Annotated in this window: 15 protein-coding genes; 6 read left to right on the forward strand and 9 right to left on the reverse strand. The window is 71.5% G+C overall.

What is annotated here, in order from left to right:
* Positions 1 to 74: 74 nt before the first annotated feature.
* Both ACZ5DS_RS19305 and ACZ5DS_RS19310 read right to left on the reverse strand, forming a co-directional pair.
* Complete coding sequence (locus ACZ5DS_RS19305) at positions 75 to 899, reverse strand: PP2C family protein-serine/threonine phosphatase (protein ID WP_468239849.1); 825 nt, start codon at positions 897 to 899, stop codon at positions 75 to 77.
* Positions 900 to 994: 95 nt separating this feature from the next.
* Positions 995 to 2200: a hypothetical protein gene (locus tag ACZ5DS_RS19310; protein ID WP_468239852.1), complete on the reverse strand. Its 1206-nt coding sequence runs from the start codon at positions 2198 to 2200 to the stop codon at positions 995 to 997.
* A 155-nt stretch (positions 2201 to 2355) separates the two neighbouring features.
* Between ACZ5DS_RS19310 and ACZ5DS_RS19315 the strand changes: the two genes are divergently transcribed.
* Positions 2356 to 3810 (forward strand): glyceraldehyde-3-phosphate dehydrogenase, encoded by a 1455-nt coding sequence (locus ACZ5DS_RS19315; protein ID WP_468239854.1) that lies wholly within the window; start codon positions 2356 to 2358, stop codon positions 3808 to 3810.
* Between the two features lie 76 nt (positions 3811 to 3886).
* Here ACZ5DS_RS19315 and ACZ5DS_RS19320 read toward each other — a convergent pair whose 3' ends face one another.
* The 3 genes from ACZ5DS_RS19320 to ACZ5DS_RS19330 all read right to left on the reverse strand — a co-directional run bounded on the left by ACZ5DS_RS19320 (position 3887) and on the right by ACZ5DS_RS19330 (position 8237).
* Positions 3887 to 5824 (reverse strand): collagenase, encoded by a 1938-nt coding sequence (locus ACZ5DS_RS19320; protein ID WP_468239856.1) that lies wholly within the window; start codon positions 5822 to 5824, stop codon positions 3887 to 3889.
* A gap of 148 nt (positions 5825 to 5972) precedes the next feature.
* Entirely contained in the window at positions 5973 to 6926 is a 954-nt protein-coding gene (locus ACZ5DS_RS19325) for a LysR family transcriptional regulator (RefSeq protein WP_468239858.1), read from the reverse strand.
* Between the two features lie 423 nt (positions 6927 to 7349).
* Entirely contained in the window at positions 7350 to 8237 is an 888-nt protein-coding gene (locus tag ACZ5DS_RS19330; RefSeq protein ID WP_468239860.1) for an NAD(P)-dependent oxidoreductase, read from the reverse strand.
* Positions 8238 to 8313: 76 nt separating this feature from the next.
* On the opposite strand from ACZ5DS_RS19330, the gene ACZ5DS_RS19335 reads away from it, so the two are divergent.
* The 3 genes from ACZ5DS_RS19335 to ACZ5DS_RS19345 all read left to right on the forward strand — a co-directional run bounded on the left by ACZ5DS_RS19335 (position 8314) and on the right by ACZ5DS_RS19345 (position 10630).
* Positions 8314 to 8664, forward strand: coding sequence for a winged helix-turn-helix transcriptional regulator (locus ACZ5DS_RS19335; protein WP_468239863.1), 351 nt, complete (start codon positions 8314 to 8316; stop codon positions 8662 to 8664).
* A 205-nt stretch (positions 8665 to 8869) separates the two neighbouring features.
* Positions 8870 to 9439 carry a TetR/AcrR family transcriptional regulator gene (locus ACZ5DS_RS19340; RefSeq protein WP_468239865.1) on the forward strand — a complete coding sequence of 190 codons (570 nt, stop codon included), beginning with the start codon at positions 8870 to 8872 and terminating at the stop codon, positions 9437 to 9439.
* Positions 9440 to 9463: 24 nt separating this feature from the next.
* On the forward strand, positions 9464 to 10630 hold the full coding sequence (locus ACZ5DS_RS19345; RefSeq protein ID WP_468240344.1) for a GDSL-type esterase/lipase family protein: 1167 nt from the start codon (positions 9464 to 9466) through the stop codon (positions 10628 to 10630).
* A gap of 22 nt (positions 10631 to 10652) precedes the next feature.
* Here ACZ5DS_RS19345 and ACZ5DS_RS19350 read toward each other — a convergent pair whose 3' ends face one another.
* The 4 genes from ACZ5DS_RS19350 to ACZ5DS_RS19365 all read right to left on the reverse strand — a co-directional run bounded on the left by ACZ5DS_RS19350 (position 10653) and on the right by ACZ5DS_RS19365 (position 14744).
* Complete coding sequence (locus tag ACZ5DS_RS19350; protein ID WP_468239868.1) at positions 10653 to 11321, reverse strand: class F sortase; 669 nt, start codon at positions 11319 to 11321, stop codon at positions 10653 to 10655.
* A gap of 206 nt (positions 11322 to 11527) precedes the next feature.
* Positions 11528 to 12208, reverse strand: a complete 681-nt coding sequence (locus ACZ5DS_RS19355; RefSeq protein ID WP_468239870.1) for a hypothetical protein — start codon at positions 12206 to 12208, stop codon at positions 11528 to 11530.
* A gap of 172 nt (positions 12209 to 12380) precedes the next feature.
* Complete coding sequence (locus tag ACZ5DS_RS19360; RefSeq protein ID WP_468239873.1) at positions 12381 to 13292, reverse strand: aminoglycoside phosphotransferase family protein; 912 nt, start codon at positions 13290 to 13292, stop codon at positions 12381 to 12383.
* 48 nt (positions 13293 to 13340) lie between these two features.
* Positions 13341 to 14744, reverse strand: coding sequence for a glycoside hydrolase family 43 protein (locus ACZ5DS_RS19365; RefSeq protein ID WP_468239875.1), 1404 nt, complete (start codon positions 14742 to 14744; stop codon positions 13341 to 13343).
* A 262-nt stretch (positions 14745 to 15006) separates the two neighbouring features.
* On the opposite strand from ACZ5DS_RS19365, the gene ACZ5DS_RS19370 reads away from it, so the two are divergent.
* Together ACZ5DS_RS19370 and ACZ5DS_RS19375 are read left to right on the forward strand one after the other, a co-directional pair.
* On the forward strand, positions 15007 to 16005 hold the full coding sequence (locus ACZ5DS_RS19370) for a Vgb family protein (protein ID WP_468239878.1): 999 nt from the start codon (positions 15007 to 15009) through the stop codon (positions 16003 to 16005).
* 121 nt (positions 16006 to 16126) lie between these two features.
* Positions 16127 to 16984 carry an SCO6745 family protein gene (locus ACZ5DS_RS19375; protein WP_468239881.1) on the forward strand — a complete coding sequence of 286 codons (858 nt, stop codon included), beginning with the start codon at positions 16127 to 16129 and terminating at the stop codon, positions 16982 to 16984.
* Positions 16985 to 16988 lie beyond the last annotated feature (4 nt).

A 16988-nucleotide genomic window follows, 5' to 3' on the forward strand; every position in this document is an offset into this window, starting at 1 on the left:
TCGGCGAGGCGAGAGGTGTCCGGTCCCGCTCTCCGGCTGAACGCGGGGCGGCCTGCGCGGTCGCTGTCCTCCGGCTACAGGTCCGGCCCGTCGAGGCCCACGACGAGGACGGCGGCGTCGTCCTCGTGCCCCACGCTCGCCGCGCCCTTGATCACGGCTGCGGCCAGCGCGTGCGCCTCCAGACCGGCGACGGCCGCGATGCCCGCGAGCCGCACCACCTGGTCGAGTCCGTCCTCGACGGACAGGGACGGGCCCTCCACCACGCCGTCGGTGAGCAGCACGAAGACGCCGCCCGTGGTGAGCTGGTGCCGGGTCACCGGGTACTCGATCCCCGGCTCGATGCCGAGGGGCGGACCTCCCTCGTCGTCCACGACGCCGGACTTCCCGTCCGCCCTGGCCCAGACGAACGGGATGTGCCCGGCCCGCGCGCTCTCCAGCACGCCGGTGGCCAGGTCCAGCCGCATGAAGGTGCAGGTGGCGAACAGCTCGCTGCCCAGCGAGAGGAGCAGCTCGTTGGTCCGGCCGAGGAGTTCGCCCGGCGCGCTGGTGACGGAGGCAAGGGCGCGCAGTCCGACCCTGACCTGGCCCATGAAGGCGGCGGCCTCGATGTTGTGACCCTGTACGTCGCCGATGGACAGCCCGATTCGGCCGTCGGGCAGGGTGAAGGCGTCGTACCAGTCCCCGCCCACGTTGAGGCCGTAGCAGGCGGGCGCGTACCGCACCGCAAGGTGCAGCCCGGCGGCGGACGGCAGGTCCCGGGGCAGCATTTCGCGCTGCAGCGCGATGGCCAGCTCGACCTGGCTGCGCTGGAGTTCCGCGCGCTCGCGTGCCTGGGCGGTGAGCGAACCGAGTCTGGCCAGCAGCTCGTCGCCGTCGTCCGTGGAGCGCTTGCGGTGCATCGGTCACTTCCGGCTGGGCGGTGGCCCGTCAGGGCAAACACCCAGATTTTACCTTTATGGGAGGATCCTGCCTCAGGGGCCGTTTACGGGGTGACTCACAGCGGGGAGCGGGCCACCACCGTCACATAGGCGCCGTACAGCAGGGACATGACGGCCAGGGCGCCGCCGACGAGCAGGACCTGGGCCGGTCGTACCCGCCAGGTGCGGGCGAAGGCGCGGGCCGGCGGGATCAGCAGGGGGAAGACCGGCAGCAGGAAGCGCGGCTTGGACGAGAAGGAGCCGGAGCCGCCCACCACGAGCAGCACCAGCACCCCCGCGAAGACCACGAGAGCCAGCGGAGCGCGGTCCAGGCAGAGCAGCCCGAAGAGGACGACGCCGACGGCGACGATCACCAGAGCCGCCGGATAGACGAAGCCGCCGCCGTGCAGGAGCAGCCCCCTGAGGAAGCGCAGGGCCCCGGCGCCGAAGTCGAAGCGCGAGTCCCAGCCGCTCTGGACCTTGAAGTAGCCCCCGAACACGTCGCCGGTCCGCCAGCCGACCCACAGCACATAGGCGAGCCAGCCCAGCGGGGCGAGGAGGGCGCCGGCCCAGAGGGTCGCCGGTACCCGGCCGCGCTGCCGCAGCACCTCCTGCGCGGCGGCGAGGCCGACGGCAGCAGCGACCGCGAATCCGGTCGGCCGGGACAGGCCCGCCAGCGCGGCCAGTGCACCGGCCCACAGCCAGCGGCGCCGGAGCACGCAGTACAGGGACCAGACGGCGAGCGCGGCGAAGAGGGACTCGGTGTAGGCGATGGTCAGTTCGACGGCGTGGGGCAGTACGGCCCACAGGCCGACCAGTGCGGTGGCGACGGCACGCCCGTACAGGCGGTGGCCGAGGACGTAGATGCCGTACGCGGCCGTGCCCGCGGCCGCCCAGGCGATCAGCAGCGCGGCCTGGCCCGGGGTGAACGGGAGAACGGTGATCAGGGTCCGGACGAGTCCCGGATAGAGCGGGAAGAACGCCCAGTCGGCCTGTACGCCGCCGCTCTGGCTGATCCAGATGAGGTGGCCGTAGCCGTGCGTGGCGATGTGCAGGTACCAGCGGGAGTCCCAGGAGTGGGCCAGGCTCTTGACCAGCGGATGTCCGGTGATGTGGTTGGCGACGATCACGGTGGCGATCCCGGCGAGCCGGACCGCCGCGAACAACGCGAGGGCCCGCAGGGCGCCTTCGGGGATCCGGTACCGGGCGACTCGCGGCAGTGCGGGGCGGAGAGGAAGGGACGGGGCGGCCGGCTCGGGCCGGGGTACGGAGGACGTGCTCACCCTCCGACCATGATCACGCCGGTGCGGGCATGCAATCCGCGACCCGGCTTTCTTACGGTCTTCCACCCTGATTCAGGAACAACTACAGACCCCCGCCAAGATCAAAACATGGTGCGGTTACCATATGAGCGCTGCCTAGCTCGAAAGATGGATCCGTGACTGTCAACGACGACTCGTTCACCAACTGGAAGAACCGCGAGGAAACCGCGGAGTCGATGATCCCGATCATCGGGAAGCTGCACCGCGAGCGGGACGTGACCGTCCTGCTGCACAGCCGCTCCTTGGTGAACAAGTCGGTGGTCAGCATCCTGAAGACGCACCGCTTCGCCCGGCAGATCGCCGGCGAGGAGCTCTCGGTCACCGAGACCATGCCGTTCCTCCAGGCCCTGACCGCCCTGGACCTCGGGCCCTCCCAGATCGACCTGGGCATGCTCGCCACCACCTACAAGGCCGACGACCGCGGCCTGAGCATCGCCGAGTTCACCGCCGAGGCGGTCGCCGGTGCCACCGGCGCCAACAAGATCGAGCGCCGCGAGCCGCGTGACGTCGTCCTCTACGGCTTCGGCCGCATCGGCCGGCTCGTCGCCCGCCTCCTGATCGAGAAGTCCGGCTCCGGCAACGGCCTGCGCCTGCGCGCCATCGTCGTGCGCGGCGGCGGCGGCCGGGCCGCCGACGACCTTGTCAAGCGCGCCTCGCTGCTGCGCCGGGACTCCATCCACGGCCAGTTCCACGGCACGATCACCGTGGACGAGGACAACAGCACGATCGTGGCCAACGGCAACGCGATCAAGGTGATCTACGCCGACGATCCGAAGTCCGTGGACTACACCGAGTACGGCATCCGGGACGCCATCCTCATCGACAACACCGGCAAGTGGCGCGACCGCGAGGGCCTGTCCCAGCACCTGCGCCCCGGTATCGACAAGGTCGTCCTGACCGCGCCCGGCAAGGGCGACGTCCCGAACATCGTGCACGGCGTCAACCACGACACGATCAAGCCGGACGAGCAGATCCTGTCCTGCGCCTCCTGCACCACCAACGCGATCGTCCCGCCGCTGAAGGCGATGGACGACGAGTACGGCGTGCTGCGCGGCCACGTGGAGACCGTCCACTCGTTCACCAACGACCAGAACCTGCTGGACAACTACCACAAGGCCGACCGCCGCGGCCGCTCGGCGCCGCTCAACATGGTCATCACCGAGACCGGCGCCGCCTCCGCCGTCGCGAAGGCGCTGCCCGACCTCAAGGCGAAGATCACCGGCAGCTCGATCCGCGTCCCGGTCCCGGACGTCTCGATCGCGATCCTCAACCTCCAGCTGGCCCGCGAGACCACCCGCGAGGACGTCCACGACTACCTGCGGAACGTGTCGCTGACCTCGCCGCTCAAGCGCCAGATCGACTTCACCACGGCGCCCGACGCGGTCTCCAGCGACTTCATCGGCTCGCGCCACGCCTCGATCGTGGACGCCGGTGCCCTCAAGGTCGAGGGCGACAACGCGATCCTCTACCTCTGGTACGACAACGAGTTCGGCTACTCCTGCCAGGTCGTCCGGGTCGTCCAGCACGTCTCGGGCGTCGAGTACCCGACGTACCCGGCGACGGCGGTCTGACGCCGGGGACCCGCCCGACACGTACGGCCGCCGACCGGGATTCCGGTCGGCGGCCGTACTGCTCGGGTGCGTGCGGTCAGGCCGCGGCGGGCCTGGCGCAGGCACCCCCGGCGCACGCCGTGAGCCACTGGTCGAAGTCGGCGTCGTAGCGGGTGCCGATGCCGTCGTGGTAGACGGCGTATCCGCCGGTGTAGTCACCGACGCGGAATCGGGCGAGCATGCGCTGGATGTCGTCGGGATGCCGCTCGACCATGTAGCGCACGGCGAGATAGCCCCACGGGTAGGTGCGGGTCACGTCGCTGTTGTCGTAGGTGTTCTCGAACAGGGTGCTCAGCCGGTAGGTGTGCTTGCCGGCCTCCTGGATCGCCTGGTCGTCGGCGAGGCCCCGGTAGCTGTAGGAGACGTACTCGGCGATGCCCTCGATCCACCACACGTCCGGCACCGAGATCTGGTGGGCGAAGTCGCCCTTCATGTCGTCGCGGCCGTCGAGGAAGTGTGTGTACTCGTGGTTGAGGTTCCAGATCCGGGCCACGAAGCCGTCGTCGTAGTTCTTCTGGTACATGATCGACAACACCTGGTTGGCGGGGTTGGACGGGTCGCCGTCGAGGGTCATGCCGCCGTTGTCGGTGCTGATGCCGTAGATCGCTCCTGCGTAGGTCTGGTAGTCGGTGCGGCTGGTGAAGACGACGAGCTGGATGGTCGAGACGTACTGGCCGGGTATCGCGCCGTCGGCCTTGACGGTGCCGCGGAAGTAGGCGCTCTGGTTCAGCACGCTGTTGCACGCGGCGGCGAGGTCGTCGGCGGTCAGGGACTGGGAGCGGATGCTGACGTTCGCGTCGCACTGGTGGGTGACGGGCAGGACGGCCTTGGTGAGCTTGCCGGGCAGGTCACAGACGTCGTAGTACGCGCAGTTGACGCTGTCGTAGTAGTTCGCCTGCGTGGCCACGGCGACCCACAGCCCTGCCGTGGGTCCGGTGATCTCGGTCTGGTCCAGCAGATCCCTGGTCAACGGCCGGACGGTCTCGCGCAGTTCCGGGTGCTCGACGTAACGGGCCAGGTTCATCCCGGCGTTGGAGTCCAGGAAGGCCAGGCTCGTGCCGAGCTGGTCGGTGTTGGCCAGCGCGAAGTCGTACAGGGTGTCGATGATGCGCGGGTCGGCGTCGACCGCCTGCACGTACGCCGGGTTCCAGTTGCCCCGCCACAGCGGCGTGTAGACGTTGTTGACGGCCCTGACCATGCTGTCGACGGCGTCGTAGGAGCTGTCGTAGTCGCCCAGCAGCCGCCGGTAGACGTACAGATAGCGGCCCTGCTGGTCGGCGCTGTCGGTGAGGGTGACCGTCTCGCCGAGGATGGCACCGTTCGCGGCCGTCACGTCCCGGGAGTGGGAGCGGGCGAAGAAGGTGTCCAGGCCGCCCGTGACGGCGGTGGTGAGCCGGGAGGTGTACGACCCCACGTCACCGGGGTGGTTGAACTGCACGTAGTAGCCGGCGCGCAGGAAGAGGACGAGCTGCAGCAGGCTTCCTGAGTTGTCGCCCTGGTACTGCCCGGCCGTCCGCGTGAACGCGTTCGCGACGGTCAGCATCTGCGCCTGGCGGAAGATGTCGCGCGCGTCCCTGCCGGTGACCGAGAAGAGGGTGTTCACGCAGTCCGTCGTGGAGGCCTTCACGAACGAGACGAGGGCGGATCCGGTGCGGCTGCCGAAGTCGGCCGGGGTGCAGGAGGCCGCCCTCGCGGCACTGCGCGGGCCGGTCTCCATACTGCGGGTGGACATCGTTGCCCGGGGCGGGAGTTGGGCGGGGCTGAGCCGCCTCGCCCGGGCCGCGGGACGTTCGGTGGCACCGGTGGTCCGGCCGGTGGGCGGGGGCGCGGAGAGGTGCTGGGCGGGTGTGCGGGCCGTCGTATCGGCGTGCGGCCGAGGTGCTGCCAGCGCCGGTGTCGACAGCAAGCCGGCCACGGTGACGCAGACTGCGGCGGCGCCGGCCAGGCGTCTGGGCAGCGCGAAGCGATAGCGCATCGGGATTCCTCCACGAAGGGATGCGCCTCGGTGGGGTGTTGAGGCGTGTGAGGCACTGTCTCGCGCTCCACGCGCGCCAACAATGGCGTGTGACATAGCACATGGCACCGCCCGCCCATAACATCGCGGCTGGCTCCGGCAGGCAGACCTACGCCCCGGCGATGCTCCAGGTGCGGGACGCCCATGTCCTCAAGTGCGGTGCCTGGGCGACCAGATCGCGATAGGCGCCGAGGGCCGACTGGAACAGCGCCTCCACCACGTCGTCGGTGACGGTGTCCGGCCGCCAGGCCAGCACATAGCGGCACCACAGCGGTGAGCCGGCCAGCGGCTTGATCGTCACGTGCGGGATCGGGCGCAGCGTCGGCTGCACCAGGGACACGCCGAGGCCGTCGGCGATCATGCTCTGCAGCTGCGTCTGGTCGCCGAGGAACTCGTGGACGGCGACCGGGGTGAATCCGGCCGCCGCGCAGGCGTCGTAGAACACCCCGGGCCAGCCGGCGCCGTCGTCCGGGGTGACGAACCAGTCGTCCTCGGCCAGGTCGGCCAGCTGCACTTGGGCGACCTGGCGCAGGCGGTGACGCGCGGGCAGTGCGATGAACGTCGGCTCGGTGACGATCCCGCGGTGTTTCACGGCGGTCGAGTGCCGCAGCTCCATGCCCGGGTAGTCGGCGGCGATGGCCGCGTCCACCGCGCCCTCCTCCAGCAGTTCGACGATGCGCGAGGAGGCGTAGACGCTGGTCACGGTGAGGGACAGTTCCGGGAGCCGGGTGCGGACGCGGGACACCGTGCCCGAGAGCATGGGCGAGTTGGTCGCGGCCACGCGCAGGGTGCGGCGCGGCCGGGCCCCGGCCGGGCGGTGGCCGATGGCGTCGGCGCGGGCCAGGACGTCCCGGGCCTGGGCGACGACCTCGGCGCCGTACCGGGTGGGCCGCACTCCGCTCGCGCTCCGTTCGAAGAGCGGCTCGCCCAGGTGGCGTTCGATGCGTCGGAGCTGGGTACTCACGGCGGGCTGCGAGTATCCGAGGTGCGCTGCGGCTCGGCCCACGCTGCCCGCGTCGGCGATCGCGCACAGCACCCGCAGATGCCGAAGCTCCAGCTCCATTCGGTCCACTCCCCGTTCCGTCCCACGACCCGGCTCCGGGAGATCGTCCGTCTCCCGGGAAACCGGTGGTCACAGCTGTCACCGGCCGTGGTCGCGACCGGCGGAGGGAAGCGTTCCATCGCACGGACGTACGCACAAGTCGCAGGTCCGGGTCCGTTACGTTCCGTCCGCTCGCCGGCACAGGGAGTCGGCCCACCGGCTCCGGGAGTCGACCTGCCGGCCCGGGAAATCGACCCAGCGGACCACGGAGTCCACCTCTGAGTCGGCCCATCGGCCTGGGCAGTCGACCCACCGGCCCAGGGAGTCGACCTGCCGGCCCGGGAAATCGGCCCACCGGCCCGGGCAGTCGACCTGCCGACCCGGGACAGACCCGGCGGACCACGGAGTCCGCCCGCGGGCCGAGGGAGTCGCCCCCACCCGGCATCAGTGCCGGCCCAGCACCTCCGCCACCCGGATGAAGCCGTCCGTGCCGTGGCCGAGGCCGATGACCCGGCGGGCCATGCCCTCCGCGGCGCGCATCACGCCCGCGTCGATGCCGTGGGCCTCGGAGAGGGCGACGACGTGGGACATGGTCGAGACGGCCGAGGTGATGGGGTTGATCGCCCCGGAGTAGCTGCCGCTGTCGGCGTCCTCGGCGAACTCCGCGAAGAGCGGCGGCAGGATCGCGCCGATGCCCTGGGCGAAGGGGGCCAGCTCCTTGGCGGTGACACCCTCCACCCGGGCGATCGCGACGGCGTGTGCGTAGCCCGCCATGGCGGTCCAGAAGATGTCGAGCAGGGCGATGTCGTAGGTGGCCGCCCGTCCGATCTCCTCGCCGAGGTGGGTGTGCGTGCCACCCAGAGCCTCCAGCAGGGGCAGGTGCTCCTGGAAGAGGTCCTGCGGGCCGCTGTGCAGGAAGACGGCGTCCGGTGTGCCGATGCTGGGGGCGGGGGTCATGATGGCGCCGTCCAGGTAGCGGATGCCGTGGGCGGCGGCCCAGTCCGCCGTGTCCCGGGCGCGGTCCGGGGTGTCGGCGGTGAGGTTGACGACGGTACGGCCTTTCAGGGCCCGGGTGACCGCGTCCGGCCGCAGGACGGCGTCGGCCGCGTCGTAATTCACGAGGCAGACGACGATCAGGTCGCTCGCGGCGACGGCCTCCTCGGCGGTGGCGGTGCCGGCCGCGCCCTGTCCGATCAGCTCGCGGTCCCTGCCCGGCGTACGGTTCCAGACGGTGGTGCGCAGCCCGGCCTTCAGGAATGCACCGGCCAGCGAACGGCCCATCGGGCCGAGACCGAGAACGGTGACCGTGGGCTGTCCGGAAAATGTGGACATGAGTGAACTCCCGTGTGAGTAGAGGAAAATAGCGAAAGTGGCCGAACGGCCAGGCAGAGAAGCGAAGAGGACGAGGATGACGCGCAGCCGTGCCCAGGATCCGAATGTGTGCGGAGTGACCTCCGCGATCGCCGTGATCGACGGCAAGTGGAAGACGTCGCTGCTGTGGCTGCTGGAGTCCGGCCCGCACCGGCCCGGCGAACTGCGGCGCCGGCTGCCGGGGCTGAGCGAGAAGGTGCTGACTCAGGCGTTGCGCGAGATGGAGTCGGACGGGTTGGTGCACCGGGAGGTGCACGACGTGCTGCCGCCGAAGACCGTGTACTCGTTGACCGGGTTCGGCCGCGACCTGGCCGAGGCCCTGGGTCCCCTGTCCGACTGGGGCCACCGCCGCCTGGAGCGGCTCGTCGAGTCCCGGCCCGCCTCCTGACGCACTGTCAACCTCACCTCCTGTTCTCCTGCCCGGCAGCCCCTGACCTCGTAGAACAGCCTCTCCCGGCGGGGCGGGGCTGCCAAGTACCCACAAAAAAGTGGGTGTTCCCGCTTCGGCTGCGAGGCCATCGCGCGCACTTCTCCCATTTGCCTAAAGCCTTTAGGCAGATACATAATTGTTTTCGGCAGATGGGAGCATGCACATGGCGCGAGCGGGCCTGACCACCGAGCGCCTCGTCCGGGCGGGCGCGGAACTGGCCGACGAGGTCGGCTTCGAGCAGGTGACGCCGTCGGCACTGGCCCGGCGGTTCGACGTCAAGGTCGCGAGCATCTACTCGCACCTGAAGAACTCCCAGGACCTGAAGACGCGCATCGCGCTGCTCGCCCTCCAGGAGCTGGCCGACCGCGCCGCCGACGCGCTCGCCGGCCGGGCCGGCAAGGACGCGCTCAGCGCCTTCGCGGACGTCTACCGCGACTACGCCCGCGCCCACCCCGGCCGCTACACGGCGGCCCGGCACCCTCTGGACCCCGAGACGGCGGCCGCGAGCGCGGGCGCCCGGCATGCGCAGATGATCCGGGCCGTCCTGCGCGGCTACGACCTGGCCGAGCCCGAGCAGACCCACGCGGTGCGCCTCCTCGGCAGTGTCTTCCATGGGTACGTCAGCCTGGAGGCGGCCGGCGGATTCAGCCACAGCGCCCCCGACTCGCAGGAGTCGTGGACGCGGATCGTGGATGCCCTCGACTCCCTGCTGCGCACGTGGCCCACCCCCTGACTCCCCCGAACGCAGGCCGACATGATGCACACCACCCCCCTCACCGCCGACCTCGTACGCGGCGCCCTCGACCTGGAGCGCACGGAACACGGGCTGCTGCCGCACCGGCTGCCCGCCCGGGCCCGCGCCCAGTGCGCCGACCCGCAACTGCACATGGTGGAGTCCCAGCCCTCCGGCGTACGGCTCGTCTTCCGCACCCGCGCCACCGCCGTCGAACTCGACACCCTGCCGACCAAGCGGGTCTACGTCGGCGTCCCTGCCCGCCCCGACGGCCTGTACGACCTGCTCGTCGACGGTCGTCCGGCCGGCAGCGCCTGCGTCACCGGCGGCAACACGCTGACGATCGACATGACCACCGGCACCGCCGAACAGCGGCCCGGACCGGTGGGCACCGTGCGCTTCACCGGCCTGCCCGCCGAGGTGAAGGACGTCGAGATCTGGCTGCCGCACAACGAGACCACCGAACTGGTCGCCCTGCGCACCGACGCTCCCGTCGAACCGGTGCCGGACCGGGGCCGCAGGGTGTGGCTGCACTACGGCAGTTCCATCAGCCACGGCAGCGAGGCCGCGAGCCCCACCACAACCTGGCCCGCGCTCGCCGCCTCGCTCGGCAGGGTGGAGCTGATCAACCTCGGCCTGGGCGGCAGTGCCCTGCTCGACCCGTTCACCGCGCGCACGCTGCGCGACACGCCCGCCGACCTGATCAGCGTCAAGCTCGGCATCAATCTGGTCAACACCGACCTGATGCGGCTGCGCGCCTTCGGCCCCGCGGTGCACGGCTTCCTCGACACCGTCCGCGAGGGCCATCCCGACACCCCGCTGCTCGTGGTCTCGCCGATCCTGTGCCCCATCCACGAGGACACGCCGGGCCCGAGCGCCCCGGACCTCGACGCCCTGAGCGACGGGCGGTTGCGGTTCCGGGCCGCAGGCGATCCGGCGGAACGGGCGTACGGCAAGCTCACCCTGGAGGTCGTCCGGGCGGAGCTGGACCGGATCGTGCGGCAGCGGGCCGTCGAGGACCCGCAGCTGTCCTACCTCGACGGCCGTGACCTCTACGGGGCGGACGACGTCGCCGAACTGCCGCTGCCCGACGACCTCCACCCGGACGCCGCCACGCACCGCCGCATCGGCGAGCGCTTCGCCGCGCTGGCCTTCGCCCCGGGCGGCCCCTTCACGGACCGCGCCGAGTGACCCGTACCGGGCGGCGCAGGCCTCACACGAGGTGGGCGAAGACCACCAGGTTGTCGGTGTAGTCCCGCACCGAGTGGTCGTAGTCGCCCGCGCAGGTGATGAGCCGGACCTCGGGGCGTGCCGTGTCGGCGTACACCTTCTTGCTGGGGAAGTCGTCCTTGGCGAAGGTCTCCTTGTCGTCCACGACGAAGGTCGCCCTCCGCCCGTCCGCGCGGTCGACGGAGAAGCGGTCGCCGGGCTCCAGTCGGTCGAGGTTGGCGAAGACGGCCGGTGAGGTCACCGTGTCGACGTGCCCGGCGATGATCGAGGTGCCTGCCTCGCCGGGCGTGGCGCCCTCGGCGTACCAGCCGACGAGATTGGTGTTGTCCGACGGCGGGGGCTGGATCTGGCCCGAGGCGCCGAGGGAGAGGGCGGCGAAGGGAGCGTCCACGGCGATCTTCGGGATCAGCAGGCGGATCGGCACCGAGCGGGGCAGCGCTGGGGCGGAGTCCTGGGTACCGGTGTGCGCGGCACCGGTCGCGCCCGAGGCGCTGGGTGCGTCCGGGGTGTCGTCGGATCCGTGGTGGCCGCCGAACAGGCTGACGGCAAGGACGACGATCGCCACGCCCCACAGGGTCAGCCGCCCGCGGCCGGGGCTCTGCCCGTTCGTCGCCGGTTCGTCGGTGGGCTGGGCGGGGGGATCTGCTGCCATCGGACACCACCTCACTCGGGCACGGCAGCACGGGGATCGAGGCTCGGATCTCGCCACTCAAGGCGCAGGGCTGGGGGCTCGGAACTCACGGCTCGAAGCTCGGAGCTCGGGGCTCACAGTTCGGGGCTCAGGCCCGGGGCTTGGGGGGCGGGCCGCCGGCACGGTGTGCGCCGGCGGCGGCCGCATCCCTGGCATGGCGGGGCCGGTCAGTTCGCCGGCTCGGCGGTCTTCTTGCGGCGCAGGGCGTACGCGCCGGTGGCGCCGACCGCGAGCACGGCCAGCCCGCCCGCGGTGACACCGGGCTCCGCGAGGGCGCCGCCTCCGGTGTGCATACCGCCACGCGGCTTGTCGTGGTCGCCGCCGCCGCTCCAGTCGTCCCTGTCGCTCCCGCCGTCGTCCCTTCCTCCGCCGTCGTCCTTCCCTCCGCCGTTCTCCTTCCCCCCGCCGTCGCCTTTGTCCTTGTAGGTCTCGGGGTCGAACCGGCTGTCGTCGCTGTTCGAGCTCCAGTCGTCGTCACCGCGCACGGCGGCGAGGGCACCGCCGCCCGTGTGCATTCCGCCGCGCGGCGAGTCGTGGCTGCCGCCGTTGTCGCGGTCCGTGCTGTAGTCGTTGTCGTGGTCGCTGTCCGACCCCGTGTCGTGATCGCGGCCGGAGCCCTTGTCATGGTCGGAGTCGCTGTCACGGCCGGAGTCGCTGTCGCGGCCGGAACCGCTGTCACGGCCGGAGTCACTGTCACGGCCGGAACCGCTGTCGTCGTCCCTGCTGTACGACGAGTCGTCACGGCCGCCGTCGTCCGCCGCCGGTACGGCGAACGCCGCGCCGGGTGTGGCGAAGGAGAAGGCGGCGGTGGCGGCCGCCGTGGCGAGCAGAATGCGGGCAGAACGCATATCAGTTCCTTCCGCCGTGGCCGGGCAGCGGATACGGCATCGGCTGAATCGACCCGGCCTCGGCATGAACCACCGTCAGGCAGGCGGTTGCCGCGCACCATCCGGGCCGCCCAGCCGGGTCAACGCTCCACCCGTCTGTCCCAGCGACACGCCGAGACGCCCCCCATCCGGGTCAGCACCCTTCACCCGGTGGCACGCCGGTCGGCCAGCACCCGCCCGATCGCCGCCCGCCCCGCGGCCCCCAGGCCGGCTGTCCACCGGGCAGTCCTCGTTCCCACGCCCGGCCGATGCACATGAGGACGAGACCGTGCAGGACGGCCCAGCCGCGGGCGCGCCGGATCGTCGCCTCGTCGACCTGCCCGTACGCCCCGAGAAAGCGCGGGCACGCCCCTTCGGGCAGGAGCAGCCGGCCGGCCGCCAGGTCGACCGCCGGGTTACCCGCGCAGAGGTCGCCGAAGTCGATCACGCCGGCGAGGGTGCCGTCCGCGACGACGACATTGGCCGGATGGAGGTCGCCGTGCAGCCACGTCGGCGCCCCTCGCCTTCCGGGCGCCGCCACCGCCTCTTCCCAGACGGAGCGCACATCGGTGACGTCCGCCTCGGGCAGCGTGGCCGCGACGTCCCGGAGCCGCTCCTCGAACACCTCCCGATGGCGGGAGAGGGGCGCGGCGCGTGCGGGGTTGTCCGGAGCCGTGGCGGGCGCGTCGGCGTGCAGCGCCCGGAGGAACCCGGCCAGCCGGTCGGCGGCGTCCTCGCCCCGGGTGACCGGCGAGCGGTCGCCGGGCTCTCCGGGGACCCAGGTCACCACGGCCCACGGCTGCGGGAACCCGGCCGTGGGTACGCCGGTCCGCACCGGGAGCGGTACCGGCAGCGGCAGCCGTGGGGCCAGCCCGGGCAGCCACTGCCGCTCCTTGAGCAGCAGGGCGGGGGCGCGCGGGGTGCGCGGCAGTCGTACCGCCAGCTCCTCACCGAGACGCCACAGTTGGTTGTCCCAGCCGGCCGGTACCGGGCGCAGGGGGTGCCCGGCGAGATCCGGGTGCTGCTCCCGCAGCAGGGACCGCACGAGTGACGCGCCGACGGTCACGGCCGCACCCCTCACACCCCTCCCCGGCGCCGGATCCGGCGCCGGGCCTCAGTAGCCCACGAAGAACGTGGCGTCCTGCTGGTCCGTACTCGTGGAGATCGGGTCGATGCGCAGGACGTAGTCGGAGTGCCGAATGTATCGGGTGGGGTAGTTGTACGAGCGGAACGACGCCCAGCCGGCGTCGGCGAGGCCTGCGGTCCGGTAGAAGGTGGCGTCCTGGGCAAACGTCGAGGTGCCGTCGTTCGCGTCGAGGCGCAGTTGGTAGGCGTAGTGGCGCAGGTAGCGGGTCGGGTGGTTCACCGACTGGAAGGAGACGCCGGCGCTGTCGGCCAGGCCGGGGACGAGTTTCCACTGGGAGTCGGTGTACGGGTCGAAGGGGTAGGCGTCGATCCGGCCGATGAAGTCGGCGTGGCGGATGTAGCGGTCCGGGTGGTTGTAGGACTTGAGCCGGTTCCAGGCGGGTGCGCCCCACTTGGCCACGAGGTTGGTGTACTCGGTGGTGGTGAGGGGCTGGACGGTGCCGTGCTTGGAGTTGACCGGCTGGGTGTAGGTGCGCTGGTCGAGGGCGCTCCAGGTACCCGAGGCCAGGTCGGTGCTCTGCCAGGCGTAGAAGACGCCGTTGGGGGTGTAGGTGTCTCCCCACAGCCACCAGTCGTCGGAGGTCCGGGACTTGACGAGGATGGGGGCCTCGGTGCCGCCGTGGCGGACCGGGGTGCTGAAGACGGCGAAGCTGCCCGGGTCGAGCGAGGCGGACTTCGCACCGACCAGCGCCTGTGCCGAACTGCTCTTGAAGTAGAGGTAGTTGACGCCGTCGACACCCACGGCCAGGTCTCCGTCGATGACGTCGTAGCCGGGGTCGAAGAAGACCTGCGGAGAGGACACGGTCCGGAAGTCGGTGGTGTGGTTCACCATGATCACGTTGTGTCCGCTGGAGTTCACGGACGAGTAGATGATGCCGTACCGCCCCCGTCCCGCGTCCCAGAAGGCCTCCGGGGCCCAGCTGTGGGTGTTCATGTCGTGCAGCTTCAGGCGGCGGTAGCCGGTGAAGGTGCGCAGGTCGGCGGAGTCCCAGACATGGATGTACTGGCTGACGTAGCTCCAGTCGGTGCCCTTGAGATCGGTGGCGAGGACGACGAAGGTGCCGTCCTGCTTGCGCAGGATGAACGGGTCGCGCAGACCGCCGGCGCCTTCGGTGGGGGTGACCACGGGGTTGTTCTGGTTCAGCGGCATCCAGCGCAGGCCGTCCGTGCTGACGGCGAGGTGGAGGCCGTAGTCGGTGCCGGTGCCGTTCGGTGACTCGGTGAAGTACCCCATGACGTAGGCGGAGTCCGCGGCCTGGGCGGGGCGGACACTCAGGGTCAGGTCGGTCGCTGCGGCCAGCGGCACGGCGGCGGCCATGCCGAGGAACAGCCGGCGCGAGGGCAGGCCTTGGCGGTGGGGGGTTGCGCTCATGAGGTCTCCCGGGGCTCCGGCACTGTCGGTATTTCGAACACAGTTCGGTAAATCGGTCAGAAAGTAGAGGTGCGTGCGGGGCGCGTCAATGCTTGTGACAGCGAGGGGCTGTGCATACGGGTCTCACGCCCGGTGGAGCCGCCGTCCCCCTTCCGGGTCCATCCGGTCGTACGGCTGCGGGGGCATCCATAGCCTGAGTCCGACGATCCCTCACCTTGCGGCGGCGCTCCCGTCCCTCGCCCCGCCGGGAAGGAGCCGCTCCATGTCCGGCACGGCCCTGCTCAGACGCGGCGGCCGCCGCCTGCTCACGGCGTCGCTGGGTGCCCTGATCGGCGTCGCCGCCGTCACCGCCCCTGCCCGGGCGGACACCGACGAGGTGACGCAGTATCCGATCACCACCACGGCCGACAGCCTCCCCGCCGGCATCACCGCCGGACCGGACCGCGCGCTGTGGTTCGCGGCGTCCGGAGTCGGCCGGATCGGGCGGATCAGCGTCGACGGCACCGTCACCGACTTCCCCACCTCGAGGCCGGACAGCCTCCCCTTCGCCATCGCGATGGGCCCCGACCGCGCGCTGTGGTTCACGGAAGGGAAGGCGAACAGGATCGGTCGGATCACCACCGACGGACACCTCAGGGAGTTCCCGGTGCCGACGCCGGACAGTTTCCCGGCCGGGATCGCGCCCGGGCCGGACGGCGCCCTGTGGTTCACGGAGGAGAACGGCAACAGGATCGGCCGGATCACCACCGCGGGCCGCATCACCGAGTACGCGGTCCCCACGCCCAGCGCCTCTCCCTACTCCATCGCGGCCGGCCGGGACGGCGCGCTGTGGTTCACCGAACTGACCGGCAGCAGGATCGGGCGGATCGGCCCCACCGGGCGGATCACCGAGTATCCGCTGCTCCGCCCCTCCGACGTCCCGGACGACATCGCGGCCGGCCCCGGCGGGATGTGGTTCACCACGTCGGGCTCGCACTCCGTCGGCCGGATCGGCCCCACCGGACACGTCACCCGGTTCCCGCTGCCCGCCCCGGACAGCGACCCCAGCGGCATCGCCGTCGGGCCGGACGGGCAGGTGTGGTTCGCCGATCAGGGCGGCCGGATCGGGCGGGTCGACGCGACGGGAAGGATCAGCGCTTTCCCGGTGCAGGGGGGTGCGGACCAGGTGCCGTTCCGCATCACCGCCGGTCCCGATCGCGAGGTGTGGTTCACGGACCTGCTCGGCAATGCCGTCGGACGCGTCCGCACCGGGTCCCGGTGACGGGCGAGCGGGACCACGCTCGCACTCGGCCGGAGATGTGAGCCGTACCCGCTTGTTATGACAGCAGTCATAGAGCAGGCTGGTGCCGACAACACGCAGGCCGAGGCGGTGGGAGGACACGGTGACGGGCGGGACGGCGCGGCGGATGTGGGAGCGCTACGAGCCGGTGCACGACCTCGTCTACTTCGCGCCCGAGGCGCGGCAGGCGGCGGACGAGCTGGGGATGCGCGGGTTCTGGATGGGGTACTTCGCGCTGCGGGCGGCCCCGCTCGGCGCGGTGTCCCCGTCCGTGGTGACGAGCTGTTTCTACGTCTTCCACCCCGCCCGGGTGGCCCGCGCACTGCCCGACGCCTGGGGGTACGCGGCCCCGGACCAGGTGCTGGCGGCCCGGTGGGAGGCCATGGACGCGTCGATGACCCGCCTGTTCGGGCCGGACGTGACAGGGTCGGCGGAGTTTGCGGAGGCGGCCGATCTCGCGTGGGAGGCGGCGGCCGCGGCGGACACGCCGGGACGGGTCCTGGCCGCGGCGAACCAGGCGCTGGGGCGGCCCGAGCGGCCGACGGTGCGGCTGTGGCAGGCCGTGACGACCTTGCGCGAGCACCGGGGCGACGGGCATGTCGCGGTCCTGGTGGGCCTGGGGCTCGGGCCGGTCGAGGCCATGGTGCTCAAGGCGGCCGCCGGGGAGTCGGACGGGGCCTTCCTGCGCGAGACCCGCAAGTGGGCGCCCGAGGACTGGGAGGCGGCCGAGGCCGCCCTGCGCGAGCGGGGCTTCCTCACCGAGGACGGATCACTGACCCCCGCAGGCGTGGCCGGGCGCGCGCTGGTCGAGGACCGGACCGACGAGGCGGCCGAGCACCCCTGGACCGCGCTCGGCGCGGAGCACACCGCACGCCTCGCCGAGCTGCTGGAACCGCTGGCCCGCACCGTCGAGGAAGCGGGGCTGCTGCCGCCCGGAAACCCGGTGGGGCTGACCCGGTAGCGGC

The organism is Streptomyces sp. NPDC031100 (assembly GCF_055570785.1).